Below are 18,773 nucleotides of genomic sequence, written 5' to 3'. Positions count from 1 at the left end.
CTACCCGTCCCCGCCCCTACCCCCCGCCCCGCAAGACGTCACTATTTGCGGGTCGCGGGGCGGGCGCACCCGCAAATAGTGACGTCTTGCCGGCGCGGGGCAGGGGGCCGGGGCGGCTCAGGTGGGGCCGGGGGTGCTCGCCGCGGTGAAGGCGCGGGCGAGCCCGGCGATCACCTCGCGCAGCTCGGGCGGCCCGACGACCGTGAACGGCAGCCCGAGCCGGCCGAGGTAGACCGCGAGATCGTGGAGCGTGTTCGAGCCGGTCTCGACGAGGCAGTGCTGCTCGTCGATCGGGGTGACGAGTCCGGCCGGCGGTTCGAGCCGTTGCAGCAGCTCGGCCTGCGGGACGTCGAAGCGGATGCGGGCGCGAACCGGCCAGCTCGCGGAACCGATCCCCCGCAGCACGTGCGCCGCCGCTCCGCCCTCCGGCGGCTCGCGGGGAATGAAGCGCCGCGCCGTGGGCGGGCCCGGCTCGACGCGGTCGGCGCGGAAGCTGCGCCAGTCCTCGCGGTCGAGGTCCCAGGCCAGCAGGTACCAGCGGCGGCCCGTGAAGACGAGCCCGTGCGGTTCCACGAGACGTTCGGAGGCGGAGCCGTCGGCGGCCTCGTAGGCGAAGCGGAGCCGTTCGTGGTCACGAGCCGCCGCGGCGATCCGCTCCAGCACGGTCGCATCGACCGTCGGCCCGCCCCCGGCCGCGGAGACGGTCGCGTCACGGAGGGCGTCGACCCGGTGGCGGAGGCGCGGCGGCAGCGTCTGCTCCAGCTTGGTGAGCGCCCGGAGCGAGGCCTCCTCGATGCCGGTGACCGAGCCCGCGGCGGCGGCGCGGAGGCCGACGGCGACGGCGACGGCCTCCTCGTCGTCGAGGAGCAGCGGGGGCAGCGCACTGCCAGCCGCGAGCCGGTAGCCGCCGGCGACGCCGGGCGAGGAATCGACCCGGTAGCCGAGGATGCGGAGCCGTTCGATGTCGTTGCGGATCGTGCGCGTGGTCACGTCGAGGCGGTCGGCCAGCTCGGCGCCCGCCCACTCGCGGCGGCTCTGCAGGAGGGCGAGCAGGCGGAGCATCCGCACCGAGCTTTCGAGCATTTCTGCAGTCTGCCAGCAATTGAGGAACCGCACGTTCCGCAATGCCGCCTAGCGTGCTGCCATGAGCACGAACGAGCAGTCCGAAACCGTCCGACCGACCACCACCGCGCCCCTGCGCGGGCTCAGCACCGTGAACCTCTACGCCGACGACGTGGCCGCCGCCCAGCGCTGGTACACGGAGTTCCTCGGCGTCGAGCCGTACTTCTTCAACCCGCCGCAGCCGGCGCCCCCGATGTACGTCGAGTTCCGCCTGGGCGATCTCCAGCACGAGCTCGGCATCGTCGATCGGCGCTTCGCGCCGGGCGCCGCGGACGAGTCTGCGACGGGCGCCGGCGACGCCGCGGCGGCCCTGCCGATCACGTACTGGCACGTGGACGACGTCGAGGCCGTGCTCGCCCGGCTGCTCGAGCTCGGCGCCTCACCGCATCAGCCGGTCATCGAGCGGGGGCCGGGGTTCGTGACGGCGTCGGTGGTCGACCCGTTCGGGAACGTGCTCGGCATCATGTTCAACCGGCACTTCCTCGACATGGTCGGCGGGGGCGCCGCGTGACCGCCGGAGCGCAGGCCGTCGCGTCCGCGGCTCGACCCGAGCTGCTGCACTTCGCGGGCCCGGCCGACTGGGAGGCCTGGCTCGAGCGGAACGGCGACGCGGGCGAGGCCTGGCTGCGCATCGCGAAGCGCGGTCGGGCGGGCCTGTCCATCTCCGACGCGCTCGACGTCGCACTCTGCTTCGGCTGGATCGACAGCATCCGCCGCGGCAACGACGACGCCTCGTTCGCGCAGCGCTACTCGCCCCGGCGCGCCCGGAGTCCGTGGTCGGCGATCAACGTCGAGCGGGCCGAGGCGCTCGAGGCCGCGGGGCGCATGCGCCAGGGCGGGCTCGCACAGCTGGCCGCGGCACGGGCGGACGGCCGGTGGGATGCCGCCTACGTCCGTCAGCGCGATGCGACGGTGCCCGACGACCTCGCGGCCGCCCTCGCTGCAGCTCCGCTCGCCGCACGCCGCTTCGCCGCCCTCGGTAAGACGGAGCAGTACGGGCTCGTGCTGCCGCTGCTGAAGGCGCGCACCGAGGAGGGGCGGGCGGCACGGGTCGCGAAGCTGCTCGCCGAGCTCGCTGGCGCGCACGGCGGGCCGGCGGGCGGAGCCGGGGAGTCGGCGGACTGAGCGGGCGGGTCGGTGGTCTGGGCGCGCGCGTCAGGCGGCAGGCAGGGCCAGCGCGCCCGGTGCCGATGAGGCATCCCTCGTCTCGGGCGGCACGGCGACCCGGTGGTCGGCGCGCAGCTCGAAACGTGCCCGCCCGCCGAGCCGCGGACGCTGCTCGGGATCGAGGTGCGGCGGAGGCATGAACCACACCTCGCGGCGATCGGCTCGGATGCGCCAGCCCTCACGATGCACCTGGTGATGGCAGTGGCTGCAGAGCAGCACGCCGTTCTCGAGATCGCTTCGCCCTCGGTGCCGATGCCACCAGTCGATGTGGTGCGCGTCGACGTACGCGATGTTGCGCCCGCAGGAGGCGCATCCGCCGTCGCGCTCGCCGAGGGCGAGCCGCTGGGCCCGGGAGAACAGTCGGCGGGAGCGGCCCAGGTCGAGCGGCAGCGGGTCGCCGCCGAGCACCGCGGGAACGAACTCGGCGTCGACCGCGAGGCGTCGCGCCGCGGCCGCGGAGACCGGTCGGTCGAGGCCGTCGATGGTCGCCTCGCCGAGCCCGCTCAGTAGTGCGTCGAGCTCGATCCGCACCACGACCGTGGTCTTCGCGCGGGTCGCCGCGGTCTCGCAGCCGACGACGTGGCGGGCGAGTTCGGCCAAGGCGTCGGCCTGGAGCTGCGGGATGGTGCGCCGGTCTTCGAGCACCGGGCCATCCTGCTCGGAAGCCGACGCGTCGGCAGCCGCGTCCGGGGCATCGGGCGCCGATGCCCCGGATCGCCGATGCAGCGTCTCGGTGACGATCGCCTCGATCGCGGCCTTCACCGGTGCCGCCGTGACGGCGTCGAGCCTCGCGGTGATGCGCACCATGCCCGATGCCTCTTCGACGATCGAGAGGGAGCGCTGCTGGTGCATCGCCTCGTCGCGCGGCTCGACGCCATCGGGATCGAGCCGCGCCTCGGCGTGCCGCACCGCGCGCAGCACGAGCCCGTGCGGCGCGGCCTTCGCGAAGCGGACGAGTTCGGCCTCGTAGCCCTCGGCGCGGCGCAGGCTGGTGCGCGGAGCGACGCGCTCGAGCATGGTGCAGATGGCATCGGCCGCATCGAGCGAGAGGGCACCGCCTGCGAGGGCGTCGGCCACCGCGGGATGCCGCGCCGGGCGGCGCTGGCCCGTGAGGGTCTGGCGCGGACGCGTCGCCGTGCCGACGCGGAGCAGCTTCGCGGCCCCGGCGGCCGCATCGCCCGTCGACGCGGCGAGGAGGGCGGCCGCGTTGCGGTGGCCGTGCCGCTTGGCGAGCCCCTCGGCGCCGAACCCGGCATCGGAACGCACCGCGACCTCGGCTGCGAGGCCGGCGAGCGCCACCTCGCTCGCCCGTCGCAGGCGCGCCGCGGCCTGCAGCGTGCGCAGGAGGCCCGCATCGCTCATCGCCGCTGAGTCGGTGGCACCGGCGCCCAGCCCCGACCCGGCGCCGAACGCCAGGCCCGCTTCGCCCCACGCGACGCGGAGCGAGGCCAGCTCTGCGTCGAGTGCGTCGAGCGGATTCGTCATGCTTCCAGCCTGCCACCGAGCGCCCGTCAATGGTGCTGGAAGTGGCGCTTCATCAGGGCAAAGCTCGCTGGAAGTGGCGCTATTGCGTCGAGGCGCTCTGCGCGCCGGATCAGGCGCCGAAGTTGGGCGACGGTGCGATGATGAACAGGATCTTGTCTTCGGCGACCTCGCCGTGAACGGAGACGGCGAAGTTCTGCTCGAACCCGTCGGGGGTCGTCTCGATCGGAACGATGCCGATGCGCACCGTCCGATACACGATCCCATCGTTCGGGTTCGTGTAGTCGCTGATCTCGCCCTCGACGTTCGCGATCGACCCCCCGACGGTGCTGCCGTCGAATGCCCGCAGGGCGAGGCCGTTCGCGTCGGTGCTCGTGAGGCGCACCCAGTGCTCGGGAATGGTGGGCGGCGAGGCAGTGGTCGCGGTGTCGACGAGCCGCAGCCCGCCCCAATCGTGGTACGTCGCCCGCGGCGCGTCGTTGTGCCCCTCGAACTCGGTGTCGACCGGTTCGCCGAGGTAGCCGGTGAGCCCTGCGACGACCTCCGCCGTCGGCTGGAAGTAGTCGTAGCTTGCGAGCACGCCGCCGTCGGCGTCGACCACCTGGAAGTGCTCGGCGGAGACCACGATGGCCGCCGGAGCCGCCGCCGGCGGTTCCGGGCTCGGCGTCGGCGTCGCGCTCGGCGTCGGCTTCGAGGACGGGCTGCTCGTCGGCGGCTGCGTCGGCGTCGGGGTGGCGGCGCAGGCGGCGAAGGCGGCGAGGATGAGGGCGGCGAGCGCGGTGCGCGCGAGGAGTCGGCGGGTCACGGGATGAGTCGAGCACACCGGGTGCGACCGGGGCAAGAGGACGGACACCGAACTCCGGATCACCCGAGCGCCGGCGCGGCCGAGCGTCGGCGCGCCCGGCGGGGCTACACCCCAGCCCCGGCCCCCAGCTCCGCCGCCTTCGCGACGAGCACATCGAGCACGGTGCGCACCGCCAGCCGCTCGGCGACGTCGGGGCGGACGAGCGCCACGATCTGCCGGGCCGACGGCACGCCGCGCAGCGGCTTCAGCACGAGCTCGGGCGGGAGCGCGCCCGAGGTGTACCGCGGCACGAAGGCCACCCCGAAGCCGGCCTGGATGAACGCCTCCACGATGCGCATGTCGCTGAAGCGCTGGGCGATCTCGACCCGCCGGCCGCCCTGCTGCTCGATGGCGTGCAGGATGCGCTCGAACGGGAACCCCGGCGGCACGCCGAGCCAGGTCTCCTCGACGAGGTCGCTCGCGGTGAGGTGCGAGCGACCGGCGAGCCGGTGGGTCGCGGGCAGGCCGATGTCGAGCGGCTCGGTGAGCAGCGGCACGACGCGGAGCCCGCGCCCGCCCCAGGGGAGCACCCCGGGCATGGTGTGGGCGAGCACGATGTCGTAGTCGGCCGTCAGCTCGGCGAACTCCGCGAGCTCGGGGTCGAAGTCGGTCGCGCGCACCACGAGCCCGGGCACCTGCTGGAGCTCGGTCAGCACGGCGGGCAGCATCGTCGCCCCGATGGTCGGGAACGTCAGCAGGGTGACCTCGCCGCTCGGGTCGTTGCGGAACTCGTCCCAGAGGGCGTCCGCCCGGGCGAGTGCGATCGCGACATCCGCCGCGCTCCGCGCGAGCGCGTGCCCCGCGCTGGTGAGCACGATGCCGCGGCCGCTGCGTTCGGTGAGCGGGGCGCCAGCCTCGCGCTCGAGCACCTTCAGCTGCTGCGAGACCGCCGAGGGCGTGCGCCCGGTCGCCTCGGCGACGGCGGTGACGCTGCCCCGTTCGGCGAGTTCTCTGAGCAGGTCGAGGCGGCGGACGTCCATGTAGCGATGCTACATCGTCAGTGAAGGTGCATCAGATTGTGCTGAACGGTTTTCCGCGGTTCAATTGAACCGTCGAACACGTGCAACGGCGCCTCCGTCGCTCGACGATCCACTGGTCTTCGTGAAAGGAACCACCGTGTTCGCCATCCTGCTCCTCCTCGGCGGCGTCTCGCTCGCCGGCCTCGTCGGCTCCGTCGTCGTCGCCTCGCGCGACGGCTACCGTCGCCTGCCGAAGGAGACCTTCGCGCGCACTGTGTAGCGCGAAGCGGGGCATCGCCCCGGGGTCGAGGGCCGCTGCGCGGGGGAGGGACACCCCGCGGGGCGGCTCTCCTCGTTTCGCCCGGGCAAATGCTCGACTCGGAGCCGTCTCCAGCGCTAGCGTGTGCCGCAACGGGTACATCGAGGTCTGGGGGGACGATGGCGCACGTGGTGGCCACCGGAGCGGGCAAGGCGATGATGGAGCGCCGCACCGATCCGACGCACGAGTACATCCTGCAGCTCACCGGCAAGGAGCGCCCCCGGGTGCTCTTCGTCGGCACCGCGACCGGTGACGAGCAGGCGTACACGCTGAGCTTCTACAAGACCTATGACTCCGACCGGTGCGCGCCGCACCACCTGACGCTCTTCCACCGCGACCTCGACGACCTCGCGGGCTTCGTGAAGGGCTTCGACGTGATCCACGTCGGCGGCGGCAACACAGCGAACATGCTCGACGTCTGGCGGCGCCAGGGGCTCGACGAGATCATGCGCGAGATGTGGGACGACCCCGCGTCGAACACGGTGTTCACGGGCGGCTCCGCCGGCGGCATCTGCTGGTTCGAGGGCGGCACGACCGACAGCTACGGCCCGACCCTGCAGGTGCTGCCCGAGGGGCTCGGCTTCCTGCACGGCAGCTTCTGCCCGCACTACGACGCGGAGGACCAGCGCCAGCCGCTCTTCCACGACGCCCTGCTGAAGGGCGAGCTCGCGACCGGCTACGCGGTCGGCAACCTGCAGTCGCTGCACTTCCAGCGCACCGGCGGCGGCACGCCGGAGTTCGTCACCGCGATCAGCCCCGTCGACCCGCCGCTCGCACTCCGCGTCGAGGCCGTCGACGGCGAGATCGTCGAGACGCCGCTGCCCGTGCGGGTGCTCGAGAGCACCGGGCCGATCGTGAAGGGGCCGAGCGCATGAACGACAACGTCTGGATCCTGCTCGCCGAACTCCTGGTCGTCGTCCTGGCGATCTTCATGGGCACGCGCACGAGCGGCATCGGCCTCGGCGTCTGGGGCCTCGTCGGCGTCGCGGTGCTCATCTTCGTGTTCGGCGAGGCGCCGGGCAACGCCCCGGTCGACGCGGTCTTCATCGTCATCACGGTGATCACGGCGGCCTCGGTGATGCAGGCGGCGGGCGGCATCGACTGGATGGTCTCCGTCGCGGCGAAGGCGATCAGGAAGCGACCCCGCTCGGTGGTCTTCCTCGCCCCCGCCATGTCGTTCCTCTTCACCGTCGGCGCCGGCACGGGCAACATCTTCTACCCGCTGCTGCCGGTCATCTACGACGTCTCCTACCAGCAGAAGATCCGCCCCGAGCGGGCGCTCTCGGTCTCCGCCGTCGCCTCGCAGGTCGGCATCCTCTGCTCCCCGGTCTCGGCGGCGACCGCCTCGATGGTGGTGCTGCTCGCCCCGCAGGGCTTCGACCTCGGCAAGCTGCTGCTCATCATGTGGCCCGCCTCGATCGTCGGCCTCTTCCTCGCGGCGCTCGTCATGCTGAAGCACGGCAAGGAGCTCGAGGACGACCCCGAGTTCCAGAAGCGCCTCGCCGCCCACCAGGTCGACGCCCCGCAGGAGGACGCCCACGACCAGAAGCTGCCGAAGACGGCGGTGCTCTCGGCATCCCTCTTCCTCGCCGGCGTCGCCGTCATCGTCTTCTGCGGCCTCTTCTCGAACCTGCTGCCGGTGATCGGCACGAACGACGCGGGCGACCCGGTCCACCTCTCGGTGACCACCGTCATCGAGGTGACGATGGGCGTCATCGCGGCCCTCATCTTCGTCTTCTGCAAGGTGAAGGCGGCCGACGTGCCGAAGCAGTCCACCTTCCCCGCCGGCATCGTCGGCGCCATCGCCCTGTTCGGCATCGCCTGGCTCGCGAACACCTTCGTCGCCGCCAACACGCAGCTCATCGTCGACGGGCTCGGCTCGATGGTCTCGGGCTCCTCGGCGTTCGTCGGAGCCCTGCTGTTCGCGCTCGCGCTGTTCGTCGTCGCGATGCTGACGACGAGCCAGTCGAGCGCGACGAACGCCATCGTGCCGATCGGTCTCACCATCGGCCTGCCCGCGCACCTCATCGCCGGGCTCTGGCCGAGCGCGATGGGCATGTACACGCTGCCCGCCAACGGCAGCCAGGTCGCGACGGTCGCCTTCGACCGCACGGGCACCACGAAGATGGGCAAGTTCGTCCTCGACCACTCCTTCCAGCTGCCGAACCTCGTCTACGTGTTCAGCGCGATCATCGTGGGCGTGGCGATCTCCTTCCTCCTGGGCTGATGGCCGGCGAGCGGGCGGGCGAGCGCTCGGCGGGCGAGCGGGCGACGGCCGACCGGGCCGCGACCGACCGGGCCGCGCAGCGGATGAACGACCCCCTGCTCGGCCGCTTCCTGCTCGGGCTCGCGGAGGGCATGAACGCGGCCGCCGAGTCGGTCGACCAGATCCGCTCGGACATGACGCGGGTGGCCCGCGCCTACGGCCGCGACGACATCGACTTCGTCGTGCTGCCCACGGTGATCCTCGTCGAGACGGGCAGCGGCGAGGCCGGGCGGGTCGCCATCCGCTCCGTGAACGCGAGCTTCCGCTTCGACCAGATCGCCGCGCTCTACCGCCTCCTCGGCGAGGCGAAGGAGGCCGCCGTCGATCCCGCCGACGGCATCGACCGGCTGAACGAGATCGGCCGGATGCGGCCGAAGCGCGGATGGTTCGTCCGCACCTTCGGCCATGCCGTGCTCACCGCCGGGCTCGCGCTGCTGCTCACGCCGACGTGGGAGGGCGCGCTCGTCGCCTTCGTGCTCGGCGCGCTGATCGGCGTGGCGAAGCTCGTGCCCTCGCCGACCCTGCAGCTCGTCTTCCCGGTGTTCGCGGCGTTCGTCTGCGGGGTGGCGGTGTTCCTGCTGGCGCCGCACTTCCCGCTCGGCGATCCGCTGCGCCTGCTCATCGCCCCGCTCGCGACCTTCCTGCCCGGAGGGGTGCTCACGACCGCCGTCATGGAGCTCGCGGCGGGCCAGATGATCGCGGGCGCGTCGCGGCTCGTGATGGGGATGGTGCAGCTCGGCCTGCTCGCGTTCGGCATCCTGGCCGCCGGCACCGTCGTGGGCGTCGCCGATTCGAGCTACGCCCCGCTCGCCTCGGCGGAGTCGCTGCCGTGGTGGGTGGGATGGCTCGCGCTGCTGCTCTTCGCGATCGGCAACTACCTGCACTTCTCGGCGCCGGGTTCGACGTTCGCCTGGGTGCTGCTCGCGCTCGTCGTCGCGTACCTCGGCCAGCTGGTCGGCACCGCGCTGCTCGGCGCGACCGTCTCGGGCTTCATCGGGGCGCTCGCGATGACGCCGGTGGTGCTGTGGATCGCCTCGCTGCCGAAGGGTGCGCCCGCGCAGCTCACCTTCCTGCCGGCATACTGGCTGCTCGTGCCCGGGGCCGCGGGGCTCGTCGCGCTCACGGAGGCGGTGGGCGCGAGCGAGGGCTTCGACGACTTCGCCCTCGCGCTCGTCTCGATCATGTCGATCGCGCTCGGCGTGCTGATCGGCACGGCCCTGTACCGGGCGGTGCACCACGGGGCGGAGGAGCTCGCCGCCTTCCACATCGAGAAGCCGATCGCGGCGGTCGCCGGCGGCGCGGGCAGCGTCTGGAGCCGGCTCCGTGCCGGGCTCGGCGCGGGCTTCCGTTCGCGCTTCGGCTCCGGGCTCCGCCGACGAGGCTGAGGGTCTTCCCGGCAGCCGGGCCGTAGAGTATTCGCGTGACTCAGCACGACTCGGACGCCCGCCGCCAGCTCATCGACCACATCTCGCGTGAGGCGGTCTTCCACGGCGACTTCACTCTGACCAGCGGCAAGAAGGCGAGCTACTACGTCGACCTCCGCAAGGTCAGCCTGGACCACCGGGTCGCGCCGCTCATCGGCCAGGTCATGCTCGACCTCATCGCGGACGTGCCCGACGTGGCCGCCGTGGGCGGCATGACGATGGGCGCCGACCCGATCGCGAGCGCCATCCTGCACCAGGGCGCCGCGCGCGGGCTCGCCTACGACGCGTTCGTCGTGCGCAAGGAGCCGAAGGACCACGGCCGCGGCCGCCAGATCGAGGGCCCGGAGCTCGAGGGCAAGCGCGTCATCGTGCTCGAGGACACCTCGACCACCGGCGGGTCGCCGCTGAAGGCCGTCGAGGCGCTGCGCAAGGTCGGCGCCGAGGTCGTCGCCGTCGCCGTCGTCGTCGACCGCAACACCGGTGCGCGCGAGGTGATCGAGGCCGAGGGCGTGCCGTACCGCTACGCCATCGGGCTCGATGATCTGGGGCTGGCCTGATGGTCCAGCGAGGCGGAGAGCCCGGGGGCGAGGAGTTCGGCGACGCGGATTGGCTGATGGGCCAGCTCGGCGACGGCGATGCGGATGCCGCGGATGGTGCGGATGCCGCGGACTCCACGGATGCCGCCGGCGCGTCGCGCCCGCAGGGCCGCCGGGCGGCGGCACCCGCCCCGGCAGAGCCTGTCGCCGAGCCCGCGGCCGAGCCGGAGCCCGCCGCGTCGACGGCACCGCCCGCTTCGACGGCACCGGGCGTGTCGGCAGCACCGCCCGCGTCGCCCGCTGAGCCGGTCGGCACGGATGCCTCGGCTCCGCGCACGCCCTGGTGGACCAGCCGTTCCCGTGGCCGCCGTGCGGCGGAGCCGGAGCCTGGCGAGACCGCGTCGGCGCCGGAGGCGGCTGCCGAGGCGCCGCTCCGCGGCGACGCCGAACCCGGGCCGGCTGAGCCGAGCGGACGCCGCCGGGCGAGCTCGAGCAGCGAGGAGTCGCTCGACTGGTTCTCGCTCGCGGCGCAGACGCCCCAGTCGCCTCCGGCCGCGGAGCCGGCGGATGCCCCGCCGATGACCACGCCCGCCGTGCCGATCAGCGACGAGCCGCGCAGCGAGCGCGGCGACACCGGGGTGCTCGACGAGCCCCTGCGCCGTCGTCGCGACCGCGGCCCGGCCCTGCCGCAGGCAGACCCCATCCTCACCTCCGTGGAGCCGCCCGTCGCCCCGCAGCGCACGCCGCAGCCGTCCGCCGAGCCGTGGGCGCCGGCCGCGCCGATCGTGCCGGCGGAGTCGCAGACCCCGGTGGTGCCGGGACCGGCGACCCCGACCGCGCCGTTCGCCCTCACCTGGGGCGACCCCGCCGGCCCCGTCGTCCCGGGCGAATCCGCGCCGAGCGGTGCGGGCGAACCCTCGGCGCAGGAGCCCTCGCCGGACGAGCACCCGACCGGGGCGTTCGGCGAGCCGCTGGTCCCCCCGCCGGTGTCCGCCGCAGCCGCGTCCGCGTCGGCCGCCGCGACCACCGATTTCGACGCCGCGCTCTGGTCCGCGCTGCAGGAGGGCCACACCGACGAGGTGGCCACGGTGGCGCCGAGCGAGCCCGCCGCGCCCACCGAGCCGGCTTCGGGTGACGCCGGCTCGCCGCTCGGCGGACCGGCGCCGTTCCCGGCGTTCGCCTCCGGCGAGGCCGTCCCGAGCGAACCCGCCGCCGCCGACGCCCCCGTCGACGATCTGCTCGCCGGCATCGCGTTGGGCGGCGCCGCCGCGGCGGCCGTGAACGCGGCGCAGGCCGCGCACCCGGCCGAGCCGGAGTCCCAGCCCGAGGCCGTGCTGCCCGCCGAGCCGGAGGCCGAGCGGCGCGCCGAGGCCGAGGTCCGCCCGATGGCGCACGACGAGGGCACCGGCCGCGACGACGAGCTCGAGCTCGACGAGGGGCTCGACGATGACGGGGCGGCCGACGCGCTCGACTCCACCGAGGAGTCCGGCTTCGTGTGGGGCATCGTTCCCGACCCCGAGGCCGCGGATCCCCGTGCCGAGGACGGCCCGCTCGGCACCGTCGCGCTCGCGGCCGTCGCCGCCGGCGCCGAGGATGTGGCGGTCGACGAGCCGGTGGTCGATGCCGCGACCGAGGTCGATCCGTCGGCGCAGGCCGGCGACGCCCCGCTCGCCGAGGCCGAGGCCGAGGCCGAGGCGCCCGCCCCGGTCGCCGACGCCGACGCGCAGGATCCGCTCGATCCGTTCGGCTTCGGCACCGAGGCATCCACGTCCCCGGCCGCGCGCGACGAAGACGCCGAGCCCGTCGCGGCGACGGCGCTCCTGCCGACCGCCGGGCGGGCGAGCGCGGCAGCCGGCGCCGCTGCTGCGGGCCGCGAGCCCGCCGGCGCATCCCGCGGCGGGTCCGGCACGGACCGTGGTGGATCCGGCGGTGCCGGCGGCGACGCCGCGCGGCGACGTCGGCTGCTGCTCTGGATCGCGGGCGGCCTCGTGGCCGTGCTCGTGCTCGCGGGCCTGTTCTTCCTCGGCACGAAGCTGCCGTTCGGGGGTCAGCCCGCGGCATCCGCGCCCGCGACGAGCGATTCGGCCGCGCCGAGCGACACGCCGGCGCCCGCGCCGACCGCGGCGCAGCCCGCCGGCGTGCACGCGTGGAACACGCTCTTCGGCGGCGAGTGCATCGACCCGTTCACCGATGCGTGGGCCGAGGACTACACGGTCGTCGACTGCGCGGCGCCGCACGCGGCGCAGCTCGTGCTCCGCGGCACTCTGCCCGGCGAGGCCGGGGCGGCGTTCCCGGGCGACGCGGAGCTCGCGGCGCAGCTGGGCACGGCGTGCCAGGCCGACGGCGTGCTCGATCAGAACGCGATCTCGGGGATCACCGATCTGCAGCTCGTCTTCTCCTACCCGCTCGCCGAGCAGTGGGACGCCGGTGAGCGCACGTTCTACTGCTTCGCGAACCGGTCGAGCGGCGAACCGCTCACGGCGAGCATCGCGGGCGCGACGCCCTCACAGGTCGCCGCCGGCTGACCCAGAACCGAGTTGCCCGACTTTCATGAAAGTCGGGCAACTCGGGGTGGGAGCAGCGCCGCGCCGCGGCTGCGCCGCGCTCAGAGCTCGGTCTCGGCGGGCTCGCCGACGAGCTCGAAGACGCCCTTCAGCACCTCGTCGGGGCGGAACGGGTACTTCTCGATCTCGGCCTGGTCGCTGATGCCCGTGAGCACGAGCACGGTGTGCAGCCCCGCCTCGATGCCCGCGACGATGTCGGTGTCCATGCGGTCGCCGATCATCGCCGTGTTCTCGGAGTGCGCGCCGATCTTGTTCAGCGCCGAGCGGAACATCATCGGGTTCGGCTTGCCGACGACGTACGGGTCCTTGCCGGTGGCCTTCGTGATGAGCGCGGCGATCGCGCCGGTCGCGGGCAGCGGCCCCTCGGCGCTCGGCCCGGTCGCGTCGGGGTTCGTGACGATGAAGCGCGCACCGCGGTCGATCAACCGGATCGCCTTCGTGATCGCCTCGAAGGAGTAGTTGCGCGTCTCGCCGACGACGACGAAGTCGGGATCGGTCTCGGTCATGATGTAGCCGGCGTCGTGCAGCGCGGTCAGGATGCCCGCCTCGCCCACGACGAACGCCGAGCCGCCCGGCACCTGCTGCTTCAGGAAGTCGGCGGTCGCGAGCGCCGAGGTCCAGATGCGCTCCTCGGGCACGTTCAGGCCGGAGGCGCGGAGCCTCGCCGAGAGGTCGCGGGCCGTGAAGATCGAGTTGTTCGTGAGCACCAGGTAGGGCGTGCCCTGGTCCTCCCACTGCTGCAGCAGCTCGGCGGCGCCGGGCAGGGCGTGGTTCTCGTGCACGAGCACGCCGTCCATGTCGGTCAGCCAGCACTCGACTTCATCGCGTCGTCCCATGCTCCCAGCGTAGGGCTCCGATGTTGCGAACGGATGACGACGACGGGATGCCTCGGCCCGCGGCAGGCGGCGCGCCGAGGCGTCCGCTGGTCCGTGCGACTCAGCCGAGCGCGGCGATCAGCTCCTCGACGAGCTGCACCTCGCTCGGTTCGTCGTCGGCTTCGGGGGTGAAGCCCATCCGCACGACGACGAGGCCCTCCGAGGGCACGACGATGACCTTCTGCCCGTCGTGGCCCGAGGCGTAGTACGTGTCGGCGGGCAGCCCCGGCCAGCGCGGCGAACCGTCGGTGAGCGTGTTCACCCGCCAGCCCATGCCGTAGCCGGGGTCGTCGGTCTGCTCGACGGGCAGCACCTCGAGGCTCTTCGCCATCCAGTCGGCGGGGAGCAGCTGCTCACCGTTCCACTCGCCGTTCTGCAGGGCGAACTGGCCGAGCACGGCCCAGTCCCGCGGGGTCATCCACAGGTACGAGGAGCAGACCGGGGTGCCCGCGGCATCCGGCTCGAACACGGCCGAGGACAGCCCGAGCGGGGCGAGCAGGGTCTGCCGGGGCAGATCCGCGCCGAGCCCGGTGCGTTCGGCGAGCACCGAGCAGAGCAGCGTCGTCGAACCGCTCGAGTACTCCTGCACGGTGCCCGGGGCGTGCTCGAGCGGGAGTCCGGCGACGTAGCCGCCCATGTCGGCCTCGCCGTAGAGCATCTGCGTGATCGGGGTGCCGAGGTCGTAGGTCTCGTCCCACTCGAGGCCGCTCGTCATGCGCAGGAGCTGCTCGATCGTGATGTCGGCGCGCTCGTCGCTCCACTCGGGGCGGAGCCCGGCATCGTCGAGCGCGACCTCGCCCTGCTGCACGAGCACACCCGTGATGAGGTCGGCCGCGCTCTTCGACATCGACCAGCCGAGCTGGGGCGTCGCAGCGTCGAAGCCGTCGGCGTAGCGTTCGCCGACGAGCTCGCCGTCCTTCAGCACGACGACGGCGCGGGTGCCGAGCGCCGCCGCCTGCTCCGGCCGGGCTCCGTCGCCGAACGCCGCGGCGATGGCCGCGTCGACCGCCGGATCGGCGGTCGTAGCGGGGGCGCCGGCGAGCGGGTTGCCGGCGTCGTCGATCGCCGTCGCGGTGCCGAGCTCGGGGCGCTCGCCCGCGAGGGTGCAGCCGAAGCCCTCCGTGTACCAGGCGCGCTGCTTCGCGAGGACGCCGAGGAGGGACCCGGTGGTCTCGCCGGGCTCGTCGGCGCCGAAGCGGAGGTACGGCACGAGCGGGTTCGGCGGCAGGTCGTGCTCGGGGTCGTCGCGCCCGGCGAGCTCGGTGACGGCGCACGCGTTGTGCGCGGCGTAGCCGGTGCCGGTGAGCAGCATGGGACGTTGCCACCAGTACCCCGCGACGCCGGCGGCGAGGACGACGGCCACCTCGACGGCGAGGGCGATGAGCGTTCGACGGAGAATGCGCACCGCCGGATGCTATCAGGCAGTGAGCCAGATCTCGGCGGCTGCGGTGCCCGGGAGCTCGAGCGCCGGCGCCGGGGCATCCGCCGTTCCCGCCGAGAGCCGCACGCGCTCGCCGTCGCCGAGGCTCACGACGACCTCGACCCCGGGTGCGAGGCCGGCGGTTTCGAGCTCGCGGAGCACGGCCGGGTCGCGGTCGCTGATCCGGAGGATGCGACCGCGGTGGCCCTGCGGCGCCTCGTCGAGGCGGAGGAACGGTTCGGCCGGGATCGTGCCGTCGGCGGCGGGGATCGCGTCGCCGTGCGGGTCGCGGCCAGGCCGCCCGAGCCGCTCGTCGATCACGTCGAGGAGCCGGTCGGAGACGGCGTGCTCGAGCACCTCGGCCTCGTCGTGCACCTCGTCCCAGCCGTAGCCCATCTCCTGCACGAGCCAGGTCTCGATGAGCCGGTGCCGGCGGACGACGGCGAGGGCGCGCTCGCGTCCGGCGTCGGTGAGCCGGAGCGGGCCGTACGGCACGTGCGCGATGAGGCCGGCGGCGGCCATCTTCTTCACCATCTCGGTGACGCTCGACGGGGCGACGCCGAGCTTGCCCGCGAGCACGGATGGCGTGATTGGGTCGGGCTGCCACTCGGTGTGCGCGTACACCGTCTTGAGGTAGTCCTCGATCGCGGGATTCTTGCTGGCCGGCATCCGCCCCAGACTATCGGGCCCGTTGTCGCCTCGATTGCGCCACTTCGGCCTCGTTGCGCCAGCACAGGTGGCGCGTCGAGGCGGAAGTGGCGCGGGCGCTCGGGCGAGGGGGCGGATGCCTCGCGAGTGCTCGGGCGAGGGGAGCGAGCGGATGCCTCGCGCAACCGCCCCGACCGGTTACACGCGGGCCAGCGCCTCGATGTCCTCGAGGAAGGCCTCGGCGGTCTCGGCCGACACCGTGGTGCGGGTCGTGCCGATCGCCTCGAGGTAGTCCTCGGTGCTCGGGCCGGCGGGTCGCCCCGAGGCATCCGCCCCCGCCGCGCCGCTGCGCACCGCCGCCTCGAAGGCGCGCTGCGAGGCGCTGCGCGCGGCGAACTCGATGTCCGCCGGCGAGAACCCGGCCGTCCGCTCGACGAGCAGCGCGAGGTCGATCTCGCGCTCGACCTGCTCCGGCACGTAGCGCTGCCAGATCGCGAGGCGCGCGGCATCGTCGGGCAGCCCGATCGGGATGACGTAGTCGAACCGTCCGTGCCGGAGGAACGCGCTGTCGAGCGCGCGGATGAAGTTCGTCGCGCAGACGAGGAGCCGACCCGGCTGCTCGCGGAAGGCGGGGATGATCTTCAGCAGCTCGTTCGTCACGCCCTGCAGCGGCGACGGCGGCTCGCCCGAGCGCTGCGCGGCGATCTCCTCGACCTCGTCGATGAAGACCACGGCGTGCTCGAGCTCGGCGATCTTCGTGAACGTCTCGCGCAGGGCGCCGGCGAGCCCGCGGGGATCCGCCGCCAGCCGCGAGGGGAACACCTCCACGAACGACCACTCCAGCCGCGAGGCGATGGCCTTCGCGAAGGTCGTCTTGCCCGTGCCGGGCGGGCCGAACAGCACGACCGCGCGCGGCGGCACCACCCCGTAGCGCTCGGCGAGGTCCGGCTCGGCGAGCGGCAGCACGAGCCGCTGCTCGAGGATCTCCTTCTCCCGCCGCATTCCCGCGACCGACTCCCAGAGCGTGCGCGGCAGCAGCCGGCCGCCCAGCTCGGCGAGGGAGGTCAGCTCCTGCCGCTGCACCGGGATGCGACGCTCGAAATAGCGCAGCTGGTGCTTCGGCTCGAAGCCCTGGTTGGCGAAGGCGTCGACGCGGCGCTCGTGCTCGGGGATCAGCGCGGAGAGCTTCGTCAGCCCGTGCGGGGCCATCCGCTTCTCGAGGGCGGCGAGCATCGCCGAGCCGATGCCGCGGCCGCGCCAGTCATCGGCGATGCCGAAGAAGACGATCCAGCCCTGGTCGTGCGCCGCGCGCCCGACGACCGCGCCGACGAGCTCCTCGCCGTGCACCGCGACGACGGCATGGTCCTTCTGGCAGGAGGCGACGACCTCGCTGAGGTCGTAGACGGGCTCGTGCCCCGAGCGCCGTTGGGCCTCCCAGAGGTGCAGGATGCCGTCGAGATCGTCGTTGTGGAACTCGCGCACGCGCCAGCCGGTCATGGTGTCCTCCTCCGTGGGGTTCCCGCAGCGTAGGCGACGACCGGGGCGTGCGCGGGCTCGGTGACGGACCGTGCGGATGAAACTCTGCCGACTGTTGCCGTGGCCGAAACTTCTGCGCCAGTTCTACGCCCCGGTGAACACCAGCCAGAGCAGCAGCGCGTTGAGCGCGATCAGGAACACGGATGCCGCGACGCCCGCCGCGGTCGTCGCCCAGTGGTTGCGCCAGCGGCCAAGCACGCCCGCCTTCGCCGTGAGCGACACGAGCGGCACGAGGGCGAAGGGGATGCCGAACGAGAGCACGACCTGGCTGATCACGAGCGACAGCGTCGGGTCGAGCCCGAGTCCGAGGATCACGAGCGCCGGCAGCAGCGACACGAGTCGGCGCACGAGGAGCGGCACGCGCACGTGCAGCAGCCCGTGCATGATCTCCGCGCCGGCGTACGCGCCCACGGAGGTCGAGGCGAGCCCCGAAGCGAGCAGCCCGATCGCGAAGAGTGTCGCGATGACCGGGCCGAGCGCCGCCCCGAGTGCGGCGTACGCGCCCTCGAGGCTGTCGGTGCCGTCGACGCCGGCGAGGTTGACCGCGGCGAGCAGCAGGATGCAGAGGTTCACGGTCCCGGCGATCGCCATCGCGACCGTGACGTCGATGCGCGTGGCGCGCAGCAGCACCCCGGCGGGCAGCTCGGTCGCCTCGCCGGGCGCCGCGGCCCGGCTCGATCCGGGCGTCGCGAAGCGGTCGCGGCTGAGGGCCGAGTGCGCGTAGATCGCGTGCGGCATGATCGTCGCGCCGAGGATGGAGGCCGCGAGCAGCACCGATCCGGTGTCCGCGAAGCGGGGCGCGAGGCCGGCGACGAGGCCGCCGGGGTCGGGCGGGGCGATCAGCACGCCGACGCTGAAGCCGATCGTGATGATGAGCAGCAGCCCGATGATGACGAACTCGAAGGTGCGCGGGCCGCGGCGCGACTGGATCATCAGGAGCCCGATCGACACCGCCCCCGTGATGACGCCGCCCCAGATCAGCGGGATGCCGAACAGCAGGTTCAACGCGACCGCGCCGCCGATGATCTCGGCGAGGTCGGTCGCCATCGCGACGAGCTCCGCCTGCAGCCAGTAGGCGCGCCGGCCCCAGCGGCTGCGGATGCGCTCGCCGAGCACCTCGGGCAGGCTCCGTCCGGTGACGATGCCGAGCTTCGCCGACAGGTACTGGATGAGCCACGCCATCAGGTTGCCGAGCACCACGACCCAGACCAGCAGGTAGCCGTACTGCGCGCCCGCCGTCATGTTGCTCGCGACGTTGCCGGGGTCGAGGTACGCGACGCCGGCGACGAGCGCGGGGCCGATCAGCCAGGCGGCGCGCGGGACCGAGCCGGCGCGCTTGAGGCCGCGGCCGCGCGGCCCGGCGGCGGCGTCGGATGCGGCGGCGGATGCCTCGTCGGGGCGGACTGCGGTGGGCGCGAGCGGATCGGCGGGAGATTTCGGCATACCGAAAAGTTAGCAGAATTTAGGCGCACCGAAAAGTAGCTGGTGTGCGGTGCGAGTACCGTGGCACAGGTGAACGACGCCGCGCCCGCAGAGCCCGCAGCGGGCGCGCCCGGAGACGGCCCGGCGCCCGCAAACGGTGCCGAGCCCGGAGACGACGCAGCGCCCGTC

17 protein-coding genes are annotated in these 18,773 nt (G+C 73.5%); 8 read left to right on the top strand and 9 right to left on the bottom strand.

Features of this window, described 5'->3' with window-relative positions; genetic code table 11:
• Window positions 1-117: 117 nt before the first annotated feature.
• Window positions 118-1,083, bottom strand: a complete 966-nt coding sequence (locus ACFWE1_RS07425; RefSeq protein WP_376932821.1) for a helix-turn-helix transcriptional regulator — start codon at window positions 1,081-1,083, stop codon at window positions 118-120.
• A gap of 61 nt (window positions 1,084-1,144) precedes the next feature.
• On the opposite strand from ACFWE1_RS07425, the gene ACFWE1_RS07420 reads away from it, so the two are divergent.
• Complete coding sequence (locus ACFWE1_RS07420; protein ID WP_376932820.1) at window positions 1,145-1,633, top strand: VOC family protein; 489 nt, start codon at window positions 1,145-1,147, stop codon at window positions 1,631-1,633.
• Window positions 1,630-2,247, top strand: a complete 618-nt coding sequence (locus ACFWE1_RS07415) for a YdeI family protein (protein ID WP_376932819.1) — start codon at window positions 1,630-1,632, stop codon at window positions 2,245-2,247. The genes ACFWE1_RS07420 and ACFWE1_RS07415 overlap by 4 nt, the downstream gene beginning before the upstream one ends.
• A gap of 30 nt (window positions 2,248-2,277) precedes the next feature.
• On the opposite strand, the gene ACFWE1_RS07410 is transcribed toward ACFWE1_RS07415, so the two are convergent.
• The 3 genes from ACFWE1_RS07410 to ACFWE1_RS07400 form a co-directional block, all read right to left on the bottom strand.
• Window positions 2,278-3,774: a DUF222 domain-containing protein gene (locus ACFWE1_RS07410; protein WP_376932818.1), complete on the bottom strand. Its 1,497-nt coding sequence runs from the start codon at window positions 3,772-3,774 to the stop codon at window positions 2,278-2,280.
• Between the two features lie 109 nt (window positions 3,775-3,883).
• A complete protein-coding gene (locus ACFWE1_RS07405; protein WP_376932817.1) occupies window positions 3,884-4,576 on the bottom strand; it encodes a hypothetical protein in 693 nt (230 codons plus the stop codon).
• A 104-nt stretch (window positions 4,577-4,680) separates the two neighbouring features.
• Complete coding sequence (locus ACFWE1_RS07400) at window positions 4,681-5,595, bottom strand: LysR family transcriptional regulator (RefSeq protein WP_376932816.1); 915 nt, start codon at window positions 5,593-5,595, stop codon at window positions 4,681-4,683.
• A gap of 121 nt (window positions 5,596-5,716) precedes the next feature.
• Between ACFWE1_RS07400 and ACFWE1_RS07395 the strand changes: the two genes are divergently transcribed.
• The 6 genes from ACFWE1_RS07395 (at window position 5,717) to ACFWE1_RS07370 (ending at window position 12,644) form a co-directional block, all read left to right on the top strand.
• Window positions 5,717-5,854: a hypothetical protein gene (locus tag ACFWE1_RS07395; protein ID WP_189084302.1), complete on the top strand. Its 138-nt coding sequence runs from the start codon at window positions 5,717-5,719 to the stop codon at window positions 5,852-5,854.
• A 158-nt stretch (window positions 5,855-6,012) separates the two neighbouring features.
• Window positions 6,013-6,768, top strand: a complete 756-nt coding sequence (locus tag ACFWE1_RS07390; protein ID WP_376932815.1) for a Type 1 glutamine amidotransferase-like domain-containing protein — start codon at window positions 6,013-6,015, stop codon at window positions 6,766-6,768.
• Entirely contained in the window at window positions 6,765-8,120 is a 1,356-nt protein-coding gene (locus ACFWE1_RS07385) for an anaerobic C4-dicarboxylate transporter family protein (protein WP_376932814.1), read from the top strand. Before ACFWE1_RS07390 ends, ACFWE1_RS07385 begins: the two co-directional genes overlap by 4 nt.
• Window positions 8,120-9,544: a threonine/serine exporter ThrE family protein gene (locus ACFWE1_RS07380; RefSeq protein WP_376932813.1), complete on the top strand. Its 1,425-nt coding sequence runs from the start codon at window positions 8,120-8,122 to the stop codon at window positions 9,542-9,544. Before ACFWE1_RS07385 ends, ACFWE1_RS07380 begins: the two co-directional genes overlap by 1 nt.
• A gap of 35 nt (window positions 9,545-9,579) precedes the next feature.
• Window positions 9,580-10,140, top strand: a complete 561-nt coding sequence (pyrE, locus tag ACFWE1_RS07375; protein WP_189084306.1) for an orotate phosphoribosyltransferase — start codon at window positions 9,580-9,582, stop codon at window positions 10,138-10,140.
• Complete coding sequence (locus tag ACFWE1_RS07370) at window positions 10,140-12,644, top strand: septum formation family protein (RefSeq protein ID WP_376932812.1); 2,505 nt, start codon at window positions 10,140-10,142, stop codon at window positions 12,642-12,644. Before pyrE ends, ACFWE1_RS07370 begins: the two co-directional genes overlap by 1 nt.
• 80 nt (window positions 12,645-12,724) lie before the next feature.
• Here ACFWE1_RS07370 and ACFWE1_RS07365 read toward each other — a convergent pair whose 3' ends face one another.
• From ACFWE1_RS07365 to ACFWE1_RS07345, 5 genes are all read right to left on the bottom strand, one after another.
• The gene (locus tag ACFWE1_RS07365) at window positions 12,725-13,519 is read right to left on the bottom strand and encodes an HAD-IIA family hydrolase (protein WP_230768314.1); all 795 of its coding nucleotides are present in this window, start codon (window positions 13,517-13,519) and stop codon (window positions 12,725-12,727) included.
• A 100-nt stretch (window positions 13,520-13,619) separates the two neighbouring features.
• A complete protein-coding gene (locus ACFWE1_RS07360; protein WP_376932811.1) occupies window positions 13,620-14,963 on the bottom strand; it encodes a serine hydrolase domain-containing protein in 1,344 nt (447 codons plus the stop codon).
• Window positions 14,964-14,975: 12 nt separating this feature from the next.
• Window positions 14,976-15,647: a metal-dependent transcriptional regulator gene (locus tag ACFWE1_RS07355; RefSeq protein WP_376932810.1), complete on the bottom strand. Its 672-nt coding sequence runs from the start codon at window positions 15,645-15,647 to the stop codon at window positions 14,976-14,978.
• A 177-nt stretch (window positions 15,648-15,824) separates the two neighbouring features.
• A complete protein-coding gene (locus ACFWE1_RS07350) occupies window positions 15,825-17,123 on the bottom strand; it encodes an ATP-binding protein (RefSeq protein ID WP_376932809.1) in 1,299 nt (432 codons plus the stop codon).
• A 123-nt stretch (window positions 17,124-17,246) separates the two neighbouring features.
• Window positions 17,247-18,605 carry an Nramp family divalent metal transporter gene (locus ACFWE1_RS07345; protein ID WP_376932808.1) on the bottom strand — a complete coding sequence of 453 codons (1,359 nt, stop codon included), beginning with the start codon at window positions 18,603-18,605 and terminating at the stop codon, window positions 17,247-17,249.
• Window positions 18,606-18,773: the final 168 nt, after the last annotated feature.

The organism is Agromyces sp. NPDC060279 (assembly GCF_042726785.1).
Lineage (GTDB): Bacteria > Actinomycetota > Actinomycetes > Actinomycetales > Microbacteriaceae > Agromyces.
Note: the sequence above shows the minus strand (reverse complement) of the source record. Positions and strands in the feature narration are given on the sequence as shown.